Raw genomic sequence first — 18,940 nt, 5'->3', positions numbered from 1 at the left:
AGGATTGTGTTGGATTCCCCTGCGTACAGAATCCGCACAGGAAATTTTCGGGTTATGGACCGGGGGCGAAATTTAGGCACAAAAAAAGCGGCCATCTTTCGATTCCGCTTCTCTATCAGAGCCCTTGTAATACAAGGGTTTCTCTTGTTCCTCAAAGGGTTGAGGAGGATGGTACCAGCGGCCGGACTCGAACCGGCACGCTCTTGCGAGCAAGGGATTTTGAATCCCTCATGTCTACCAATTTCATCACGCTGGCACTTAAGAGAGGCGTATTATAGAAATCTGGACGCTTGCGTCAATCAATACTTTTGGAAAACCTGAAAAAAAATCTCCTTTCCGGTACAATACGCGCCCTTAAGTCCCTTTGATGTTGATATAGAAGAATTCCCTGAATGCAGGTTAAAGATTTTCATTTTGAGCTTCCAGAGGAACTCATTGCGAGTTTTCCTCTAGAGCAGCGTAGCGCTAGCCGTTTGTTATCTGTGAATGGCGATTCTGGTGAACTCAATCACGGTCAATTTACCGATGTGCTTGAATTGATCCAACCGGGTGATCTTATGATCTTCAATGACACCCGTGTTATCCCAGCGCGTTTATTTGGTACTAAAGAGTCTGGCGGTAAAGTTGAGGTTTTAGTTGAGCGTGTATTAGACGATAAGCGTGCCTTAACCCATGTACGTTCCAGTCGTTCGCCTAAGCCGGGTACTAAGCTGATTCTTGAAGGTGGTGTTGAAGCCGAGATGGTGGCTCGTCACGAGAACCTATTTGAGCTTAAATTTTTGATTGAAGGCGGCCTGGTTCAGGCGCTTGAACAGCATGGTCATATGCCACTACCACCGTATATGAAACGTGAAGATCAGTTAGAAGATCGTGAACGTTACCAAACGGTTTACAACAAAAAGCCAGGTGCGGTCGCTGCACCTACAGCAGGTCTGCATTTTGATGATGCCCTGCTGGCTAAGCTGGATGACATGGGCGTGAAACGTGCATTTGTGACTTTGCACGTAGGCGCGGGTACGTTTCAGCCGGTTAAAGTCGATAATATCGATGAGCATGTGATGCACTCCGAGTATATCGAAGTGAGCGAAGAGGTTTGTGAGCTGGTGAAGCAAACGCGTGCCGAAGGTGGTCGTGTGATTGCGGTAGGGACGACCAGTGTGCGCAGCTTGGAGAGCGCGAGTCGTAATGGCGAAATCGAGCCATTATTTGGTGATAGCGATATCTTTATCTTCCCAGGTTACGAATTCAAATCTGTGGATGCGATGATCACCAACTTCCATCTGCCAGAATCCACTCTGTTGATGCTTGTGAGCGCGTTCTCCGGCTACGACAACATGATGAAGGCGTATAAAGAGGCGGTTGAGCAGAAATACCGTTTCTTTAGTTATGGCGATGCCATGTATTTAACACGTAAAAGTGGTCAGTGATTTAACTGCGTAAATTAGAGGTAAGAGTTAAATGAGCAGAGAATGTTTTATGCAGTTTGATAAGCTGGCTGAAGACGGCAAAGCCCGTCGCGGTCGCTTGCAGTTCCCGCGTGGTACGGTTGAAACGCCAGCCTTTATGCCGGTAGGAACATACGGCACGGTTAAAGGTATGACGCCGCGCGATATCGAAGCGACGGGTGCACAGATTATCTTGGGTAACACCTTCCACCTGATGCTACGTCCGGGTACCGAGATTGTTAAGCAGCATGGCGACCTGCATGATTTTATGCAGTGGAAAGGCCCAATCCTAACCGACTCCGGCGGTTTCCAAGTATTCAGCTTGGGTAAAATGCGCAAGATCACCGAAGAGGGTGTGACCTTCCAGTCCCCTGTAAACGGCAGCAAAGTGTTTATGGGTCCAGAAGAGTCGATGCAGGTTCAGCGTGAGTTGGGTTCTGACATTGTGATGATCTTCGATGAGTGTACACCTTACCCTGCGACAGAAACCGAAGCAGCTGAGTCTATGCGCTTGTCTATGCGTTGGGCTAAGCGCTCCAAAGATGCGCACGGCGATAACCCAGCAGCGCTGTTTGGTATCGTTCAGGGCGGCATGTACCCGCACCTACGTGATGAATCGATGAAAGGCTTGGAAGAGATCGGTTTTGATGGCTATGCCATCGGCGGTCTGTCGGTAGGTGAGCCTAAAGATGAGATGGTTAAGGTACTAGATCATCTTGCCTACAAAATGCCGGCTGAGAAGCCGCGTTACTTGATGGGTGTAGGCAAGCCAGAAGATATCGTTGAAGCGGTTCGCCGTGGTGTCGATATGTTCGACTGTGTAATGCCAACTCGTAACGCGCGAAACGGCTTCCTATTTACCGATACGGGTGTGGTTAAGATCCGTAATGCGGTAAATAAAACCGATACGCGTCCGCTTGATGAAAACTGTGATTGCTACACTTGCCAGAACTTTAGCCGTGCATATTTGCACCACTTAGATAAGTGTAAAGAGATCTTAGGCGCACAGTTAAATACCATTCATAACCTGCATTACTATCAGCAGCTAATGGCTGGATTGCGTCAAGCTATCGAACAGGGTAAATTGAGCGACTTTGTGGACGAATTTTATCGTAAGCGTGGCCTTGAAACGCCCGCAATTGACTCCATATAAGTTGTTAGTGCTTTTATAACGACAAGAATTTTTACATTATTTTTAGGAGTAGCTAAATGAGCTTCTTTATCTCCCCAGCTTATGCTGAAGGTGCTGCCGGTGCCCCAATGGATTCTGGCATGTTCAACATGATTTTCTTGGTTGGCTTTGGTCTGATCTTCTACTTCTTCATGTGGCGCCCACAAGCTAAGCGCGCTAAAGAGCACAAAGAGCTTCTAGGTGGCCTTAGCAAAGGTGACGAAGTGATCACTGCAGGTGGTATTCTGGGTAAAGTAGTTAACCTAAACGACGACTACATTGTTCTAGAAGTGAGCGAAGGTACTGAACTGACTTTCCAAAAAACTCACGTATCAGCAGCTCTGCCAAAAGGCACTCTTAAGAGCATCTAAGCTAATTCACAGACGCCACTACATCTAGTAGTGGCGTTTCTGTTTCTATCAGGGAATAGGGCGCTATGCTCAATCGATACCCCCTCTGGAAAAATCTCCTTATTTTGTTTGTGTTAGTGTTCGGTGGTTTATACGCTGCACCTAACTTGTATCCCGATGATTATGCGATTCAGCTAACCGGCACACGTGATGTGTTCGAAGTGAATGAACCGCTAATCGAAAAAGTTACTGCTGCGCTGGAGCGTGAAGGTGTATCTGTTAAGGAAACTGAGCTTGATAGAAAAGCCGGCCTTATCCGTTTCCCTGATGGCGATTCCCAGCTTAAAGCGAAAGATATTATTACTCGCGTAGTCGGCGATGATTACGTTGTAGCCCTTAACTTGGCACCAACAACGCCTGAATGGCTGTCTTCTATGGGTGCAGGCCCAATGAAACTTGGTCTTGACCTACGTGGTGGTGTTCACTTCCTTCTTGAAGTTGATCTACCAAAAGCGGTGACTCAGAAGCTAGAAAACTACGCGTCTGAGATCAAAGGGCGTCTGCGTGAAGAGAAGCTGCGTTACCGTAAGCTAGAAACGCGTGAAAACGGTGCCTTGGCGATTAAATTTACCAAGCTAGAGTCTCGTGATGCAGCGGTTAGCCTTCTGCGTCAGGAATACGCTGAGTTCTTAGTAACAGCAGATGATCGCGATGGCGATTTTTATGTTGAAGTAAATCTGACTGAACAAGCTGTTCGTGATATCGAAACTTATGCGATCAAGCAGAACCTGACAACCCTTCGTAACCGTGTAAACGAACTGGGTGTAGCTGAGCCGCTAGTTCAGCGTCAAGGTCGTAACCGTATCGTGGTTCAGCTACCGGGTATCCAAGATACTGCGGCAGCGAAGAAGATTATCGGTAAGACAGCAACGCTTGAATTCCGTTTGGAAGCTAAGCCTGGTGCGAGCTCTGCACGTACTGAGGTTTATGAGTTCCGTAGTGAGCTAGGCCGTAAAGCAACGCTAGAGAAAGATGTCATCATCAAAGGTGATAACGTATCTAACGCGCAGGCTTCTTTCGACGAAAATGGTCAGCCACAGGTAAACATCTCGCTTGATTCTAAAGGTGGTGAGCTAATGGCTCGTACCACTAAGAACGCTGTACAACGCCGCATGGCAGTACTGTTCGTAGAAGATAAAGAGCGTACCGTAACTAAGACGGTTGATGGTGTTCAGGTAACGGAGAAAGTACGTTACACCGAGAAGAACATTATCTCCCTAGCGACAATTCAGGCGGTATTGGGTAACTCTTTCCGAATTACAGGTTTGGATGGAGCAGGCGAATCTTCTGAACTAGCGCTATTGCTACGTGCCGGTGCACTGGCTGCGCCAATCTACTTTGTAGAGGAGCGTACAGTAGGCCCAAGCTTGGGTGCGCAGAACATCGAAACCGGTGTGATGTCGGTTCAGATCGGTCTAGCCCTAGTATTGCTATTCATGATTTTGTACTACCGCGTGTTTGGTCTACTGGCGAATATCGCACTGACCTTGAACCTGATGCTATTGGTTGCAGTGATGTCGATGCTATCGGCAACGCTTACGCTGCCGGGTATTGCGGGTATCGTATTGACGGTTGGTATGGCCGTGGATGCGAACGTACTGATCTTCTCGCGTATCAAAGAAGAACTTAAAAATGGTCTGCCACCGCAATCAGCAATTAATGCTGGTTTCAAAGGCGCGACTACAACCATCTTTGATGCCAACATCACAACGCTTCTTGCGGCAGTTATTTTGTTTGCGATGGGTACGGGGCCAGTTAAAGGCTTCGCGATCACGCTATCTGTAGGTATTTTGACCTCTATGTTCACTGCGATTCTAGTAACGCGTGCACTGGTTAACTTAACTTACGGCGGCCGCCAAGTTAGCAAACTATCAATCTGAGGAAGCTGTGATGTCTACACAAAAGATATATAACTTCATGGGCTTCCGTAAGATCGCAGCAGCTTGTTCTGTGGTCTTACTGATAGTCTCTATTGGCGCTTTGGCTGTTAACGGTTTGAAGTTCGGTTTGGACTTTACCGGCGGTAGTTTGGTTGAGATTGGCTACGAGCAGCCGGCCGACCTAAACAAGATCCGTGATCAGCTAAAAGATGTTGGGTTTGAAGATGCGGTGGTGCAAACCTTTGGTTCGCCAACCGATATTCTTATCCGTTTAGGTCAGGATCATGATCCGCAGCTGGGTGATAAAGTTCTTTCTGCATTGCAGGCGGGCGAATCACAGCAGCTTAACTTGCGCCGTAACGAGTTCGTAGGTGCGCAGGTAGGTGAAGAGCTACGTGAACAAGGTGGTCTGGGCATGCTGTTAGCATTGTTCATGATCATGGTTTATGTAGCGTTCCGTTTCCAGATTAAGTTCTCTGTAGGTGCAGTAGCGGCCTTGGCACACGATGTATTGATCGTACTTGGTTTCTTTGCCCTATTTAAGTTGGACTTTGACCTGACGGTATTGGCAGCTGTATTGGCGGTAATCGGTTACTCGTTGAACGATACCATCGTAGTGTCTGACCGTATTCGTGAAAACTTCCGTAAAGTGCGTAAAGGTACGCCGATTGAGGTGATGAACATCTCTTTGACGCAAACCTTGGGTCGTACCTTGGTGACCTCTTTAACCACGTTGCTGGTATTGTTGGCGCTAAGTGTATTCGGTGGTGAAATGATTCACGGTTTTGCGACTGCATTGTTGGTGGGTGTATTTATTGGTACATACTCCTCCATCTATGTAGCGGCTAACGTCCTGATTGCGATGAATATCTGTAAAGAGGATCTTCTCCCTCCTGAGGAGAAAGAGACCGAGGTCGATGATCGCCCTTAAGTTTGACAAGAGCCGGCATTTGCCGGCTCTTTTTGTTTAAAATGCCTGTAAATCATCGCTTTAAGCGGTGCTATCCTAAAAGAAAGCCTTTGGCGTGTTATTCTAGCTAGATAAATGCCCTAGCCATTTCGTTTTTGAGAACTCTATGAGTAAAGATTGGACTAAAAGTGACCCTAAAGCCGCAGCGGAAGCGGAGAAGTATTCCAACCCGGTACCGAGCCGCGATTACATTCTGCAGTACATGCAGGAGTGGGGCGCGCCGATTGGGCATGCACCGCTGTGCGAAGGTTTAGGTGTCTGGGATCCAGAAAGTCGTGATGCCGTTTTCTTCCGATTGAAGGCGATGTGTCGTGATGGTCAGTTGATGAGTAATCGCCGCAATGAATTTGCGCTGATGGATAAGATGTCACTGATCAAAGGCCGTGTTATTGGTCATCGAGATGGTTATGGCTTTGTTAAGCCTGAAGAGGGCGGCGATGATCTTAAGCTAAGTCCTCGTCAAATGCGCCAAGTATTCGATGGTGATCGAGTTTTAGTGCAAGAAACCAACGTCGATTTTAAAGGTCGTCGTGAGGGTAAAATCGTTGATGTACTAGAGCGAAATACTCGTAAATTGGTAGGGCGTTTTAGTGGTCAGGATGGTTTTGGTTATCTTCGCCCTGAAAATCAGCGTATCACGCAAGAGATCATGATTGTTCCTGATCCTGAGGCTGAAACACCGTTAACGTATAAAGATGGTCAGTTGGTTGTTGCTGAGCTGATCAATCAGCCAAGTAAGCGTCAATTGCCACAAGCAAAAGTGACCGAAGTGCTGGGCGATCATATGGCGCCGGGCATGGAAATCACCGTTGCGATCCATAACTATGAGATCCCGCACGAGTGGCCAGAAGCGGTTCGCCAAGAGATCGGTGAGCTGACTGCTGAGGTTGAAGAGAGCGCCAAGGCTAATCGTGTTGATCTACGTGATCTTCCATTGGTTACAATTGATGGCGAAGACGCTAAAGACTTTGATGATGCGGTTTATGCTGAGCGCAAAAAGTCTGGCGGCTGGCGCTTATGGGTCGCGATTGCGGATGTATCTTGGTACGTACGACCAGATTCAGAACTGGATAAAGAGGCGTATCAGCGCGCGAACTCAACTTACTTTCCTGAGTTTGTTGTGCCGATGCTGCCAGAGCTGCTATCGAACGGCTTGTGTTCGTTAAACCCTAAGGTAGATCGCCTGGCGATGGTCTGTGAAATGACCATTAGCGAATCGGGCAACCTATCCGGTTATCAGTTCTATGAGGCGGTAATCAGCTCTCATGCGCGTTTAACCTACACCAAGGTTGGCAAAATGCTGATGCAGCCAGAAGAGGAAGAATCAAAAGCATTGCGTGCCGAGTACGCTGATGTGGTTCCTCATCTTGAAGACTTGTACGGTCTGTACTTCACTCTGCGTAAAGCCCGTGAAATACGTGGTGCGATCGATTTCGATACCACTGAAACACGAATGATCTTCGGCGAAGATCGTAAGATCGACCAGATCGTTCCGGTTTACCGTAACGATGCGCATAAGTTGATCGAAGAGTGCATGTTGTGTGCTAACGTTGCCACCGCACGTTTCCTGAACAAGCTAAAAGTGCCAGCGATCTATCGTGTTCACGAAGGCCCTAAAGAGCAGCGCTTACAAAATCTACGTGCTTACCTTGGTGAGTTAGGCTTGAACTTGGCGGGTGGTGAAAAGCCTGAGCCGATCCACTACCAAGAGTTAGCTGAATTGATCGAGGGGCGTCCTGATCGTCATTTGATTCAGACCATGATGCTGCGCTCTATGCAGCAAGCGGTATACAGTCCTGATAACCAAGGCCACTTTGGTTTGGCCTACCCTGCGTACACTCACTTTACCTCGCCAATTCGTCGTTACCCCGATCTATTGGTGCATCGCTTAATTCGTGCCCGTATCCATTCTGAGAGTCAGGATAAAGCGATTAAGCGCCCTGATGACTTTGCCCAAAATGCAGATTTCGCATGCAGTTACAGCATGGAGCAGCTGCTGCAATTGGGTGAGCACTGTTCTATGACAGAGCGACGCTCAGATGATGCGACGCGTGATGTTGTAGCATGGCTTAAGTGTGAATACATGCAGGAGCATGTGGGTGACGAATATGAAGGCGTTATTGCTGCCGTTACCGGCTTTGGTGTCTTTGTCGAGCTTGATGAACTGTTTGTCGAAGGTCTTGTGCATATCACCGGTTTGCCGGGTGATTACTACGTATTTGACCAAGCTAAGCAGCGCTTAGTGGGTGAGCGTACTCGTAAAGTGTTCAAGCTGGGTGATCGCTTACGCGTTAAAGTGGCGCGAGTGGATCTGGATGAACGTAAGATCGATTTTGAATTAGTTGACCATCAACCTGCTAAGAAAAAGAAAACCACTCGTGAGCTGTTGGCTGAAGGTAAAATTGGTGGGCCTTCTTCTAAGGAAGGGAAACAACTGCCAGGCCATAAACACGAGTGGGGTCATCGTCCGGCTAAGGATGAAGAGCGCAGTAAGCCGAAGAAAGGTTCTAAGCGTGATGCTCTGCGTAAGTCTCGTAAAAAGCCTGCGCCAAGCGGTGAAGGTGGTCCGAAGAAGCGTGTAGCGGCTAAAACTCAGCCGTCTCGTGGTAAGGAATTATCTTCTGCAGAACGCGAACTGATGGAATTTACTGGCCCAAGTGCGGGTAAGAGCAAGAAGTCTAAAAAGCGTAAGGCTACGGCTAAGTCTAAGCCTAAGCTGAAAGGCAAACAGAAAGGTTTAAAAGTGAAAAAGCCAAAGCGTAAATAGGCTGCTTTCACGAGACATATGAGTCTTGGAAAAAAGGCGCTGTAGTTATCTACAGCGCCTTTTTTAATGGTTTGGCTTTGTGTGCTTAACCGATGTGTTTCGCGTAGCTATCGCGATCAATATCCAGCACTTCAACGGTAATCGAAAGGTCTTCCAAATCGAGTGTTTTGAGTTCTGTGAGTACCGCTTGTGTTAGTTGGGTTTTCTGCTCGGTATTACGGCCGCTTAAAATCCGTGATGAAACGTGGATAAAGCCATTAAACCCTGCGCCATTCATATGCTGCTGGTAAGCATGTGCGCGGACCTTTATGTCTTTTTCAGCAAAAAGGTTAGCTGCGACAGCACCTTGGAAAACCTTCTCCATAACAGCCGTAACTTCTACCTTATCTTCAATTTGCTTGGAGTATTCGATGATCAAGTGTGGCAAGGGATAGCTCCTTTTAAGCTGTCTTAATTAAGACTTTTTAAAGATCTTGGTTAACAGGTGATTAGCTTGTTTCTGTAGAAGTGTTTGATGCTTAGGCGTGACTTTAAGTAGCAATACTTTGTCTTCATCTTCGCGCCTAATATCGGCTTCTTGCAGCATCGCCTCTTTCAGAAGCGGGGCTTCAGTCAGCGCGGTATGGCTGATCAGATCGTTGCTGTTAGTGGTGCGTGTTAGGAAGTGAGCTTCCTCTTTTACCAGATCATGTTTGTCATGATGGCCGCGAGCGAGGGACATCTGCAGACTCAGTACTGGCTGGAAACCGCGAATACGAGAGTGGTTGAAGCCTTTGTATAACAGGTTGAATAGCTGGCCTGCGCATAGTGCGTTAATACCGTGGCTATCCTTTTCATCTCTTAATTCAAAGCGCAGCAGAATATCTTTATTAGGCAATTGCTCGCAGGCACCGTTATAGATACGTGCGACCTGTTTTGCCAAGTGATGATATACATTCAGCAGTGTGGCCTTTTCGTCAGGCTCCATATTATCGCTGCTGGCGGTATTGGCATCGATATAGAACAGATAGATGGCATCTTGCGGCGTTAGGATCAGTTCTAGCTCTTGCTCAAAGCTATAAAGGTCCAGCTGCTCCTCATGACGCTCACTCATGCTCTTCAGCAGAGGGTTCTCGCGCATCGGCGTATGAGTTTCTTGTGCGTTTACCGGTTCCTCTTCAAGCACCAATGTTTCAACGGTATTTGCTACGGTTTCGTCGAGTTGCTGTGGTTGATGCTCAAATTTTGGCATCTGCTGCTGAGTGCTTGGTGCCGGTTTGAGAAGATCGACCAATTCGTGCGTGTGTAGTAGATCAGAAGCTTTTTGGTTTGGTGCTTGTGGCTCTGATATGGCTTTGGGAGCGGCATCAGGCCCCGTTTCAGTATTATCTTGAATTAGGTTTTCTGCCTCTGCAGATGGCCTAATAACAGGTGCTGCTTCGCTAGAAGTTTGCGTGCTTTCAACTGCGAGTTGCTCTTGGGTTTCAGAGTTACCGATTTCTGCTGTTGCGGAGCCGATAGTGACAGTGTCTTCGGTAATCTCTTGAGGTGTGCTTTCAGCAGGCGTCTGAGTAGCCAGCGTATCGGAGAACGAAGGCTCAAACTTTTCTTCTTCATCTGCGCTGCTCTCAGAGATGAATTTATCTGATCGGGTAAAGAACCAACTGGTTGTCAGCAGTAAAATCGCGGTGAAGATAGCGATAATCAATAAAGGCCAGAGCTGGCTGCGCAGTAATTGCTCGACAGGGCCGCTGTCCAGCCAGATCGTTACTGTGCCGATGGTCTTTTCTTGCTGAATTAGCTGCTGTTGCAAAGTTTGCTGGCTGGACTTTCCTGCGCGGGCGAGAGTGAAGCCATTTGCATCTTGTACATGCAGGCCGCCGACATACTCAAGCTGGGTTAATTCGCTGAGTAAATAATTAAGACTGACGCGATCATCCGAGAGAAGCAGTGGTCGGATCAGGAGTTCGCTCTGTTTAGCGATGTTCTGCCCGATGATTTGTGTTTCATGTATCGCCTGTCGGCTGGTAGCTAAGTGCATGTAGAGAATGCTGACGATAAAACCCACCAATAGCACTATGCCCAAGGATAGCGTCAGATTCCTTCTGAAATTAGGCTTTGATTTGGCGTTGTTAGTCACAGTCAGTGTTAGCTCAAAAACGGATGCAGGGGCAAATAATAACAGGTCATTCTACCGAGGGTGAATATGATTTGCATTAGAGGTATAACCCAAGTGTCCCTGACGCTATAATAAAGGGCTTATCGATAGGAAGGACAGCAATGAACGTACAAGAATATATGATTCAGCTAGGTGAAAATGCCCGTGCAGCGGCGCGCCTAGTCGCTAAAGCAGACACTAACCTAAAAAATCAGGCGTTGTTGGCAATGGCTGATGCTATCGATAGTAGCCGACCGGCACTGCGTGAAGCGAATGCAAAAGACTTAGACAATGGTCGTTCAAACGGTTTGGACGATGCCATGTTAGATCGCCTTGAGCTAACCGATGCTCGTATCGACACTATGATCGAGGGTCTACGTCAGGTTGCAGCTTTACCAGATCCAGTAGGCGCGATCACTGATCTTAAATACCTACCGAGTGGTATCCAGGTAGGTAAAATGCGTGTGCCGCTAGGCGTGATCGGTATTATTTATGAGTCTCGTCCAAACGTAACGGTTGAAGCAGCAAGCCTGTGCCTAAAATCCGGTAACGCGACGATTCTTCGTGGTGGCTCTGAAGCGATTCATTCCAACCAAGCGGTAGCCGAGTGCATCCGTAAAGGTTTGAGTGCAGCGGGCTTACCTGAAAATGCAGTACAAGTTGTTGAAACGACTGACCGTGAAGCGGTGGGTCAGATGATTACAATGCCAGAATACGTGGACGTGATTGTTCCGCGTGGTGGTAAAGGTTTGATCGAGCGTATCAGTCGCGATGCTAAAGTGACGGTGATTAAGCACTTGGACGGCATCTGCCATGTTTATATTGATGAACAGGCGGATAAAGGCAAAGCAGTGAATGTTGCTTTAAATGCTAAAACACACCGTTACGGGACGTGTAACACCATGGAAACACTATTAGTGCATGCCAACATCGCAGCTGAAGTGCTACCTGAACTAGCGGAGCGCTATCAGGCAGTAGGTGTTGAACTGCGTGGTTGTGAGCGTACTAAGGCTCTGTTGCCATTCATCAATGATGCGACAGAAGAAGATTGGGTAACCGAATACCTAGCACCAGTTTTGGCAATCAAGTTGGTGGACGATATGGATGAAGCGATTCGTCATATCAACCGTTACGGTTCACACCATACAGATTCGATCATTACTGAGAACTACACTAAGTCACGCGCTTTCTTGCGTGAGGTAGATTCCAGTTCGGTAATGGTTAATGCCTCAACCCGTTTCGCGGATGGCTTTGAGTACGGTCTAGGTGCTGAAATCGGCATCTCTACTGACAAGATCCATGCGCGTGGGCCGGTAGGATTGGATGGTTTGACCTCCGAGAAGTACGTTGTACTAGGTGATGGTCACATCCGTCAGTAATTTAGATTATGAAAGCGAACGCTTTTGCTTTTATGGGTGGGACTTTTGATCCCATCCATAATGGCCATCTGAGAACGGCTCTGGAATTACAGCATTGGTTAGGCGTGGATCAGCTCTGTTTGATCCCTTCTAAAACCCCAGTGCATAGAGCGACTCCAGGTCGAACCTCTGAACAACGTTTAGAGATGGTGAAGTTGGCGGTAGCCGATGAACCAAGCTTATGTGCTGACGATCGAGAAATCAGCTCTGAGCAGCCTTCTTATTCATTCCTGACACTGCAGGGATTACGTTCTGAATTAGGTGATCAATGCCCAATCTTTATGATCATGGGTATGGATTCTTATATGACGTTACCCAGCTGGTATGAATGGGATAAGTTTACCGATTACTGCCATATCGTAGTGGTAAAACGGCCTGGCTATGATCTGCCTACAGAGGGTGAGATCAAAGAATTTACAGATGAGCATAAGGCTCAAAACTTGGAACAGGCGATGGCGCTACCGGCGGGCAACGTGCTGTTTCATGAGCTGACTCCCTTAGGGATATCAGCAACGCAGATCCGCGAAACCATAGCGCAGGGCTTGTCGCCTCGTTATCTGTTTCCAGATGGGGTCTGGCAATATATTCAAGATAACCGTTTATACGGTTTAACTAACTGAAGTGAAATAATGCAAGCTGAAAAAGTTTTAGAACTAGTGCACACAGCACTAGAAGATATGAAGGCCAAAGAGATTGTCGATCTTGATGTCCGTGGTCGTTCAACCGTAACTGATTACATGGTAATCGCGAGCGGTACATCTAAGCGTCATGTTGGATCTATCGGCGAAGAAGTGGTTGTTAAGCTGAAAGAAGCAGGCGTGATGCCACTAGGTTCTGAAGGTCAGGGCGTAAGCGACTGGATTCTTGTGGATTTAGGCGATGTGGTTGTTCACGTAATGATGCCAGATGCGCGTGACTTCTATGATCTAGAACGCCTATGGGGCGTTGACGCAGAAGCGTAGAACTTTTTATGAAAATCCGGATCATAGCTGTGGGTGGCAAGATGCCTTCGTGGGTAAACGAAGGTTATCAGGAATATACCAAGCGCCTACCTGCAGATTTTCAGATTGAGATGATCGAAATTCCGTTAGGGCATCGAGGTAAGAGCAGTGATGTTTCTCGTGCTAAGAAGCAGGAAGGAGATCAGATGTTGGCGGCAATACCTAAAGGCGACCGAATTATCGCTTTGGAAGTGTTAGGTAAAAACTGGTCAACCGAAAAACTGGCGTCACAAGTGGAAGACTGGCGTATGGATGGCCGTAATATCAGTCTACTCATTGGAGGCCCGGATGGTCTGGATAGCCGTTGTTCTGCAATGGCAGATCAGAAATGGTCGTTGTCTGCACTGACGTTACCGCATCCGCTTGTGCGGGTGATGTTAGCAGAACAACTTTATCGTGCCTGGACGGTCATTCAGGGACATCCTTACCACAAGTAGAAGAACGCTAGGAATATGGCAGCAGAGCGCCTCAAGGATCACTCGAAAGAAAGCCGCACATTTAAATTTCGTGCGGCTTTGGCGTTTTTTATCGTGGTCATTATGCTCGGGATTCTACTTGGGCGTATCTATTACCTTCAGGTTATTGAGCACGACCGCTATGTGGCGATGTCGGAAGATAACCGTGTCCAACTTCAGCCAGTACCGCCGACGCGAGGTTTAATCTACGACCGCAATGGGGTGCTGTTAGCGGATAACCGCCCTAGTTACAGTGTCACGCTTCTTAAAGAAGAGGTGAAAGACATTGAAAAAACTCTAGTAGATCTGCAAGCACTGATCCCTATTACCGATCGTGAAGTTGAGCGTTTCAAAAAGCGTCTAAAACAGCGTCGTCGACCTTTCCAATCGGTGCCTGTGCGCTTTCGTTTAACGGAAGAAGAGATCGCGAAAATATCGGTTAATTACCATCGCTTACCGGGTGTACGTGTAGAGGCAGAGCTAATCCGTTACTACCCCTATGGTGAAACATTGGTTCACGCCATGGGTTATGTAGGCCGAATCAACGAGAAAGAGCTCAAGCGTGTTGATCAGGATAACTATGCTGCGACTCACTATATCGGCAAACTCGGTATTGAAAAGTTCTATGAGGATCAGTTGCATGGCGAGGTGGGTTTCCAAAAAGTAGAAACCAATGCTCGTGGTCGGGTGATGCGTATTCTGGAACGGACGGACCCTAAACCGGGTAAAGATCTAGTTTTGCACTTGGATCTTAGACTGCAACAGATTACGGAGAAACTGCTGGAAGGCCGACGCGCCTCGGTTGTGGCGATGGACCCGAAAACCGGCGGTATCTTAACCTTAGTATCGACTCCGGCTTACGATCCGAACCTGTTTGTGACGGGTATTTCGTCGAAGGATTATTCGGCGTTAAGGGAATCGAGAGATCTGCCATTGTTTAACCGTGCTATCCGCGGTGGTTATCCTCCTGGCTCGACCATTAAGCAGATTGTCGCTTTAGCCGCGATCGATACCGGTGTAGTAAAACCATCCTATAGGGTCTTTGATCCCGGTTTTTACCAGATCACCCGTGGCGGTCGTAAATATAGGGATTGGAAGCGAACAGGGCATGGTTGGGTCGATATGTACGACTCCCTCGCGCAATCTTGTGACGTTTGGTATTACGATGTTGCTCATAAAATGGGTGTCGATCCGATGTCTGATTATTTGGGTAAGTTTGGCTTTGGCCAAGTCACCAGTTTGGACTTGCCAGAAGCGATCGGTGCTATTTTGCCTTCTCGTGAGTGGAAAAAGCGTGCGCGTAAAACTCCTTGGTATACCGGTGACTCTCTTAATATGAGTATCGGACAGGGCTTCTTTGTCGCAACACCATTGCAGTTAGCAACGGCGACGGCAGTTGTTGCCAATCGTGGTAAGTGGCACTCACCTCGCATGCTACAAGGCATAAAAGAGGTTGATGAAAATAATGCTTCAAGTTTAAGTATGCCGGATATTGCGGGGGTTAAACGCCCACTACCGGATGTCGTACTGAACAACGATAAGCATTGGAATGACATTATTAAAGGCATGCGTGAAGTAATGCATGGAAAGCGTGGTACTGCACGCAGTTCTGGCGCAAATTCAGCTTATGAAATTGCCGGTAAAACCGGTACTGCGCAGGTAGTCGGTATCAAACAGGATGAAGAGTACGATGCTGAAAAACTGGCTGAAATTCACCGTGACCATGCTTTATTTGTAGCTTTTGCGCCTATTGATGATCCAAAAATCGCGATCTCGGTCATTGTTGAAAATGGCGGAGGCGGTTCCAGTACGGCTGCGCCTATTGCGCGTCAAGTGATGGATGCGTATTTACTCGGTATCGATCCTTTTGCTGAAGAAGCGGAGCTGGAGGTGGCTGCACGATGATGGGACGTGAATTTGAACGCTATATGCCAGAAGCGCATGATCATCTGCGTCAACGTCCAAGCTTGTGGAGTTACACCAACTTAGATGGTTGGCTGTTATTGCTTCTGCTTGCTCTGTGCGGCTTTGGCTTATTTATTTTATATAGCGCATCTGGTCAAGATATGGGGTACGTCACGCGTCAGGCGATCCGCATGGGGGTTGGCTTCTTCGTCATGATAGTCTTGGCGCAGTTTACCCCGAGATTCCTTGGGCGATGGGCGCCCGCGCTTTACTTGATTGGGGTCGCTCTACTTGTGTGCGTAATTCTCTTTGGTGTTGGTGCTAAAGGTGCTCAACGCTGGATCGCTTTACCTGGCTTCAGGTTCCAGCCTTCAGAAATTATGAAGTTAGTTTTACCTCTGACAGTAGCCTTTTATCTTGCCCACAGACCACTTCCACCACGTGTTAAACATATCTTTATCAGTCTTATGCTGGTGGGTATTCCTACTGTGTTGATCATGAAACAGCCGGACTTGGGTACGTCGTTATTGATCGCTTCTTCGGGTGTTTTTGTACTGCTGCTTTCTGGGATTTTATGGCGGTATATCTTTGCAGCACTAGGTTTGGCAGCAGCTGCACTGCCGGGCCTATGGATGGTCATGAAGGATTATCAGAAACAGCGGGTATTAACCTTTTTGGATCCAGAAAGTGATCCTCTAGGCTCTGGTTGGAACATTATTCAATCGAAAACAGCGATTGGATCGGGTGGTATTTCAGGTAAGGGTTGGTTGAGCGGAACGCAGTCACAGTTGGACTTCCTGCCAGAATCTCATACTGACTTTATCATCGCGGTTGTGGCTGAGGAGATGGGATTAATTGGGGTTCTAATACTGTTAACCCTGTATCTGTTAATTATTGCGCGTGGCTTGGTGATTGCTGCTCGTGCGCCTGATAGTTTTGGCCGATTATTGGCCGGTAGTCTGATTTTAACTTTCTTTGTTTATGTTTTTGTAAATATAGGCATGGTAAGTGGTTTGCTACCAGTGGTGGGTGTACCTTTGCCATTAGTGAGTTACGGTGGAACATCGATTGTGACCCTGATGGCAGGATTTGGCATTATTATGTCGGTGCATAGTTATCGCACCATGTTGTTAAAGTAGAAGTGTGTCGGCGTTATTTTTTTAATAGACCGATGTTTTGGGTGTTATTTATGTTGTACGTGTTTAAGGGAGCTTTTCAGGTATGAAATCTAAATTTCTTGTATCAACGGCGGTTGCAGCAGGTGTTTTGCTGACCGGCTGTGTAGCTACGGATAAACCAGCTGAGCCAAGTGCAGAGGTTAAGCCTAAAGAGCAAACTGTTGTTAAATCAGAGGCTGCAACCAAAGAAATAGAAGTTGTTAAGCAAGAGGCTAAAGCTGAAGTTAAAGCGGTTGAAAAGCCAAAAGCTAAAACCACGAAACGCATGACGCAGGAAGAGGTTTTAGCAGCTGTCCGTGGTGGCTCTTACGCGGATTACCCACGTGCACAGCAGTTTATCGAAGAGATGAAAACGGAAGGCTTTGAAGAAGCTTACCTGCGTGATGTGTTAGGTAAAGCGGAACGTCAAACTTCCATCTTGAAAGCGATCTCCCGACCTGCAGAAGGCACCTTAAATTGGGGACAGTACCGCAACATCTTCCTTAAAGAGAAGCGTATTAACCAAGGTGTGCAGTTTTGGCAGGAAAACCGTCAGGCGCTAATGGATGCGGAAAAAGCCTACGGTGTTCCGGCGGAAATTATCGTTTCTATTATCGGTGTTGAAACTCGCTACGGGCGCATCACTGGTAGTTATCGTGTATTAGATGCGCTAGCGACCTTAGGTTTCGATTACCCTCGCCGCAGTGAATTCTTCCTAGGGCAATTAAAAGAGTATCTCTTACTGGTACGCGAAGAGCAGGTGGAGATTACTTCATTGAAAGGCTCTTATGCAGGTGCTATGGGCTATGGTCAGTTCATCCCGTCTAGCTATCGTAACTTTGCTATCGATTTTGATGAAGATGGCAAACGTGATATCTGGAAGAATAAGCGTGATGCGATTGGTAGTGTAGCTAACTACTTTGCTGAGCATAAATGGAAGCCGGGTGAGCCTGTGATTAGCTCTGTGTCTTTCCAAAAGGAAAGAGAAGAGAGCTGGTACAGCGTTGGCCGTAAAGGTTTGATCCCTAAACACACGCTAGGTGAATGGCAAGCGCGTGGTGTTCAGCCGCAACTGGATCTAGATCCTGAGGGTAAAGCGATTCTGATGCGCTTAGTTATGGGTGAAGATGAGCAGTACTGGTTAGGCCTGCATAACTTCTATGTTATTACCCGTTATAACCATAGTAAGCTATACGCGATGGCTGTTTATCGCTTAAGTGAGCAGATTAAAGCTGCTTACGAGAAAGCGGAAGCAGGCCAAGTCGCTAAAAAATAATAATTTTACGAGTAGGCTATGTTACAAAAAATTGGTCTAGTTCTATTGGCAATTGCTTTGGTCGGTTGTTCTTCTACAAGTACAACGACTAATAGTGGCCGCTATTCAATGCGTCATGATAAAGCACCGGATCGCCCAGTAGATGTATCTCATGTAAAAGATGCGGTACCAAAAGTAGAGCCAAAGAGTCGTGGGGGTAATAAAAGCCCTTATACAGTATTTGGAAAACAGTATTGGGTAATGAATAGCTCGTTAGGATATAACGAGACGGGTACGGCATCTTGGTACGGCAAGAAGTTTCATGGTCATAAAACTTCTAATGGTGAAATTTATGATATGTATAAGATGTCAGCGGCCCATAAATCATTGCCGATCCCGACTTATTTGAAAGTAACGAACCTGGCGAATAATCGTCAGGTTATTGTAAGGGTGAATGATCGTGGCCCTTTCCACGGCAACCGCATTATCGATCTGTCTTATGCTGCTGCATCTAAGCTAGATATCCTCAAATATGGTACCGGTAATGTTCGATTAGAAGCGATTGACCCAAGAGCATGGCAAAGGTCTGGAGCGGTTGTTGCAGCTACTCCAGAGCCTGCTGCAAATATTGCTGGGCGTTACCTGCAAGTGGGTGCTTACTCTAATCGAGATTCGGCTGAGTATGTGGAAAGCCAGTTACGTCCATTGTTGCCTGAACTTGCGGTATTGATTCGTCCTACGACGACTAATAACCGTACTTTGTATCGTGTACAAATTGGGCCGTTGAAGTCGGATACTTCGCTAACGGATTTAACCCAAAAAGTTGAGCAGATGGGACATAAGAACCCTCGGCTGGTGGACTTCCCTTAAGCGCTTGAGTAGAGTTATCCACGGCGTTTAAGTGGACTTTTTAAAACCTAAGGAAATGATGATCTGGCGGGTCTTCATTTCCCAAAATAAATTCTGGAA

At 47.2% G+C, this 18,940-nt stretch carries 16 protein-coding genes and 1 tRNA gene; 14 read left to right on the top strand and 3 right to left on the bottom strand.

Annotation, left to right across the window (positions count from 1 at the left end):
* Positions 1-169: 169 nt before the first annotated feature.
* Positions 170-256: transfer RNA gene (locus tag ACMXYS_RS15210), tRNA-Leu, on the bottom strand.
* 136 nt (positions 257-392) lie between these two features.
* Here ACMXYS_RS15210 and queA point away from each other — a divergent pair.
* The 6 genes from queA to rnr all read left to right on the top strand — a co-directional run bounded on the left by queA (position 393) and on the right by rnr (position 8,643).
* The gene (queA, locus tag ACMXYS_RS15205) at positions 393-1,427 is read left to right on the top strand and encodes a tRNA preQ1(34) S-adenosylmethionine ribosyltransferase-isomerase QueA (protein WP_415897024.1); all 1,035 of its coding nucleotides are present in this window, start codon (positions 393-395) and stop codon (positions 1,425-1,427) included.
* Between the two features lie 31 nt (positions 1,428-1,458).
* Positions 1,459-2,598, top strand: coding sequence for a tRNA guanosine(34) transglycosylase Tgt (gene tgt / locus ACMXYS_RS15200; RefSeq protein WP_415885909.1), 1,140 nt, complete (start codon positions 1,459-1,461; stop codon positions 2,596-2,598).
* 56 nt (positions 2,599-2,654) lie between these two features.
* On the top strand, positions 2,655-2,987 hold the full coding sequence (gene yajC / locus ACMXYS_RS15195) for a preprotein translocase subunit YajC (RefSeq protein ID WP_415882520.1): 333 nt from the start codon (positions 2,655-2,657) through the stop codon (positions 2,985-2,987).
* Positions 2,988-3,052: 65 nt separating this feature from the next.
* A complete protein-coding gene (gene secD, locus ACMXYS_RS15190; protein WP_415882519.1) occupies positions 3,053-4,906 on the top strand; it encodes a protein translocase subunit SecD in 1,854 nt (617 codons plus the stop codon).
* Between the two features lie 10 nt (positions 4,907-4,916).
* Positions 4,917-5,837 carry a protein translocase subunit SecF gene (gene secF / locus ACMXYS_RS15185; protein ID WP_415882518.1) on the top strand — a complete coding sequence of 307 codons (921 nt, stop codon included), beginning with the start codon at positions 4,917-4,919 and terminating at the stop codon, positions 5,835-5,837.
* 145 nt (positions 5,838-5,982) lie between these two features.
* Positions 5,983-8,643 carry a ribonuclease R gene (rnr, locus tag ACMXYS_RS15180; RefSeq protein ID WP_415897023.1) on the top strand — a complete coding sequence of 887 codons (2,661 nt, stop codon included), beginning with the start codon at positions 5,983-5,985 and terminating at the stop codon, positions 8,641-8,643.
* Between the two features lie 85 nt (positions 8,644-8,728).
* Here rnr and ACMXYS_RS15175 read toward each other — a convergent pair whose 3' ends face one another.
* The gene (locus ACMXYS_RS15175) at positions 8,729-9,070 is read right to left on the bottom strand and encodes a 5-carboxymethyl-2-hydroxymuconate Delta-isomerase (protein WP_415897022.1); all 342 of its coding nucleotides are present in this window, start codon (positions 9,068-9,070) and stop codon (positions 8,729-8,731) included.
* A 27-nt stretch (positions 9,071-9,097) separates the two neighbouring features.
* On the bottom strand, positions 9,098-10,762 hold the full coding sequence (locus tag ACMXYS_RS15170) for a hypothetical protein (RefSeq protein ID WP_415897021.1): 1,665 nt from the start codon (positions 10,760-10,762) through the stop codon (positions 9,098-9,100).
* Between the two features lie 140 nt (positions 10,763-10,902).
* On the opposite strand from ACMXYS_RS15170, the gene ACMXYS_RS15165 reads away from it, so the two are divergent.
* From ACMXYS_RS15165 to ACMXYS_RS15130, 8 genes are all read left to right on the top strand, one after another.
* Complete coding sequence (locus ACMXYS_RS15165; protein WP_415882514.1) at positions 10,903-12,159, top strand: glutamate-5-semialdehyde dehydrogenase; 1,257 nt, start codon at positions 10,903-10,905, stop codon at positions 12,157-12,159.
* Between the two features lie 8 nt (positions 12,160-12,167).
* Entirely contained in the window at positions 12,168-12,818 is a 651-nt protein-coding gene (nadD, locus tag ACMXYS_RS15160; protein ID WP_415897020.1) for a nicotinate-nucleotide adenylyltransferase, read from the top strand.
* Between the two features lie 9 nt (positions 12,819-12,827).
* Positions 12,828-13,160 (top strand): ribosome silencing factor, encoded by a 333-nt coding sequence (rsfS, locus tag ACMXYS_RS15155; RefSeq protein ID WP_415889379.1) that lies wholly within the window; start codon positions 12,828-12,830, stop codon positions 13,158-13,160.
* An 8-nt stretch (positions 13,161-13,168) separates the two neighbouring features.
* Positions 13,169-13,636, top strand: coding sequence for a 23S rRNA (pseudouridine(1915)-N(3))-methyltransferase RlmH (gene rlmH, locus ACMXYS_RS15150; protein ID WP_415897019.1), 468 nt, complete (start codon positions 13,169-13,171; stop codon positions 13,634-13,636).
* 15 nt (positions 13,637-13,651) lie between these two features.
* Entirely contained in the window at positions 13,652-15,559 is a 1,908-nt protein-coding gene (gene mrdA, locus ACMXYS_RS15145; RefSeq protein WP_415882510.1) for a penicillin-binding protein 2, read from the top strand.
* Positions 15,559-16,698 (top strand): rod shape-determining protein RodA, encoded by a 1,140-nt coding sequence (gene rodA / locus ACMXYS_RS15140; RefSeq protein ID WP_415898263.1) that lies wholly within the window; start codon positions 15,559-15,561, stop codon positions 16,696-16,698. The genes mrdA and rodA overlap by 1 nt, the downstream gene beginning before the upstream one ends.
* An 82-nt stretch (positions 16,699-16,780) precedes the next feature.
* A complete protein-coding gene (gene mltB, locus ACMXYS_RS15135; protein ID WP_415897018.1) occupies positions 16,781-17,992 on the top strand; it encodes a lytic murein transglycosylase B in 1,212 nt (403 codons plus the stop codon).
* 18 nt (positions 17,993-18,010) lie between these two features.
* A complete protein-coding gene (locus ACMXYS_RS15130) occupies positions 18,011-18,841 on the top strand; it encodes a septal ring lytic transglycosylase RlpA family protein (RefSeq protein ID WP_415882508.1) in 831 nt (276 codons plus the stop codon).
* The last annotated feature ends 99 nt before the right edge of the window (positions 18,842-18,940 follow it).

The organism is Neptuniibacter sp. QD57_21 (assembly GCF_047778075.1).
Taxonomy (GTDB): Bacteria; Pseudomonadota; Gammaproteobacteria; order Pseudomonadales; family Balneatricaceae; genus Neptuniibacter.
Note: the sequence above shows the minus strand (reverse complement) of the source record. Positions and strands in the feature narration are given on the sequence as shown.

What these genes read in the sequence shown, in the direction of transcription:
- queA (WP_415897024.1), top strand. Translation starts at nt 393, where the DNA reads ATGCAGGTTAAAGATTTTCATTTTGAGCTTCCAGAGGAACTCATTGCG.
- tgt (WP_415885909.1), top strand. Translation starts at nt 1,459, where the DNA reads ATGAGCAGAGAATGTTTTATGCAGTTTGATAAGCTGGCTGAAGACGGC.
- yajC (WP_415882520.1), top strand. Translation starts at nt 2,655, where the DNA reads ATGAGCTTCTTTATCTCCCCAGCTTATGCTGAAGGTGCTGCCGGTGCC.
- secD (WP_415882519.1), top strand. Translation starts at nt 3,053, where the DNA reads ATGCTCAATCGATACCCCCTCTGGAAAAATCTCCTTATTTTGTTTGTG.
- secF (WP_415882518.1), top strand. Translation starts at nt 4,917, where the DNA reads ATGTCTACACAAAAGATATATAACTTCATGGGCTTCCGTAAGATCGCA.
- rnr (WP_415897023.1), top strand. Translation starts at nt 5,983, where the DNA reads ATGAGTAAAGATTGGACTAAAAGTGACCCTAAAGCCGCAGCGGAAGCG.
- ACMXYS_RS15165 (WP_415882514.1), top strand. Translation starts at nt 10,903, where the DNA reads ATGAACGTACAAGAATATATGATTCAGCTAGGTGAAAATGCCCGTGCA.
- nadD (WP_415897020.1), top strand. Translation starts at nt 12,168, where the DNA reads ATGAAAGCGAACGCTTTTGCTTTTATGGGTGGGACTTTTGATCCCATC.
- rsfS (WP_415889379.1), top strand. Translation starts at nt 12,828, where the DNA reads ATGCAAGCTGAAAAAGTTTTAGAACTAGTGCACACAGCACTAGAAGAT.
- rlmH (WP_415897019.1), top strand. Translation starts at nt 13,169, where the DNA reads ATGAAAATCCGGATCATAGCTGTGGGTGGCAAGATGCCTTCGTGGGTA.
- mrdA (WP_415882510.1), top strand. Translation starts at nt 13,652, where the DNA reads ATGGCAGCAGAGCGCCTCAAGGATCACTCGAAAGAAAGCCGCACATTT.
- rodA (WP_415898263.1), top strand. Translation starts at nt 15,559, where the DNA reads ATGGGACGTGAATTTGAACGCTATATGCCAGAAGCGCATGATCATCTG.
- mltB (WP_415897018.1), top strand. Translation starts at nt 16,781, where the DNA reads ATGAAATCTAAATTTCTTGTATCAACGGCGGTTGCAGCAGGTGTTTTG.
- ACMXYS_RS15130 (WP_415882508.1), top strand. Translation starts at nt 18,011, where the DNA reads ATGTTACAAAAAATTGGTCTAGTTCTATTGGCAATTGCTTTGGTCGGT.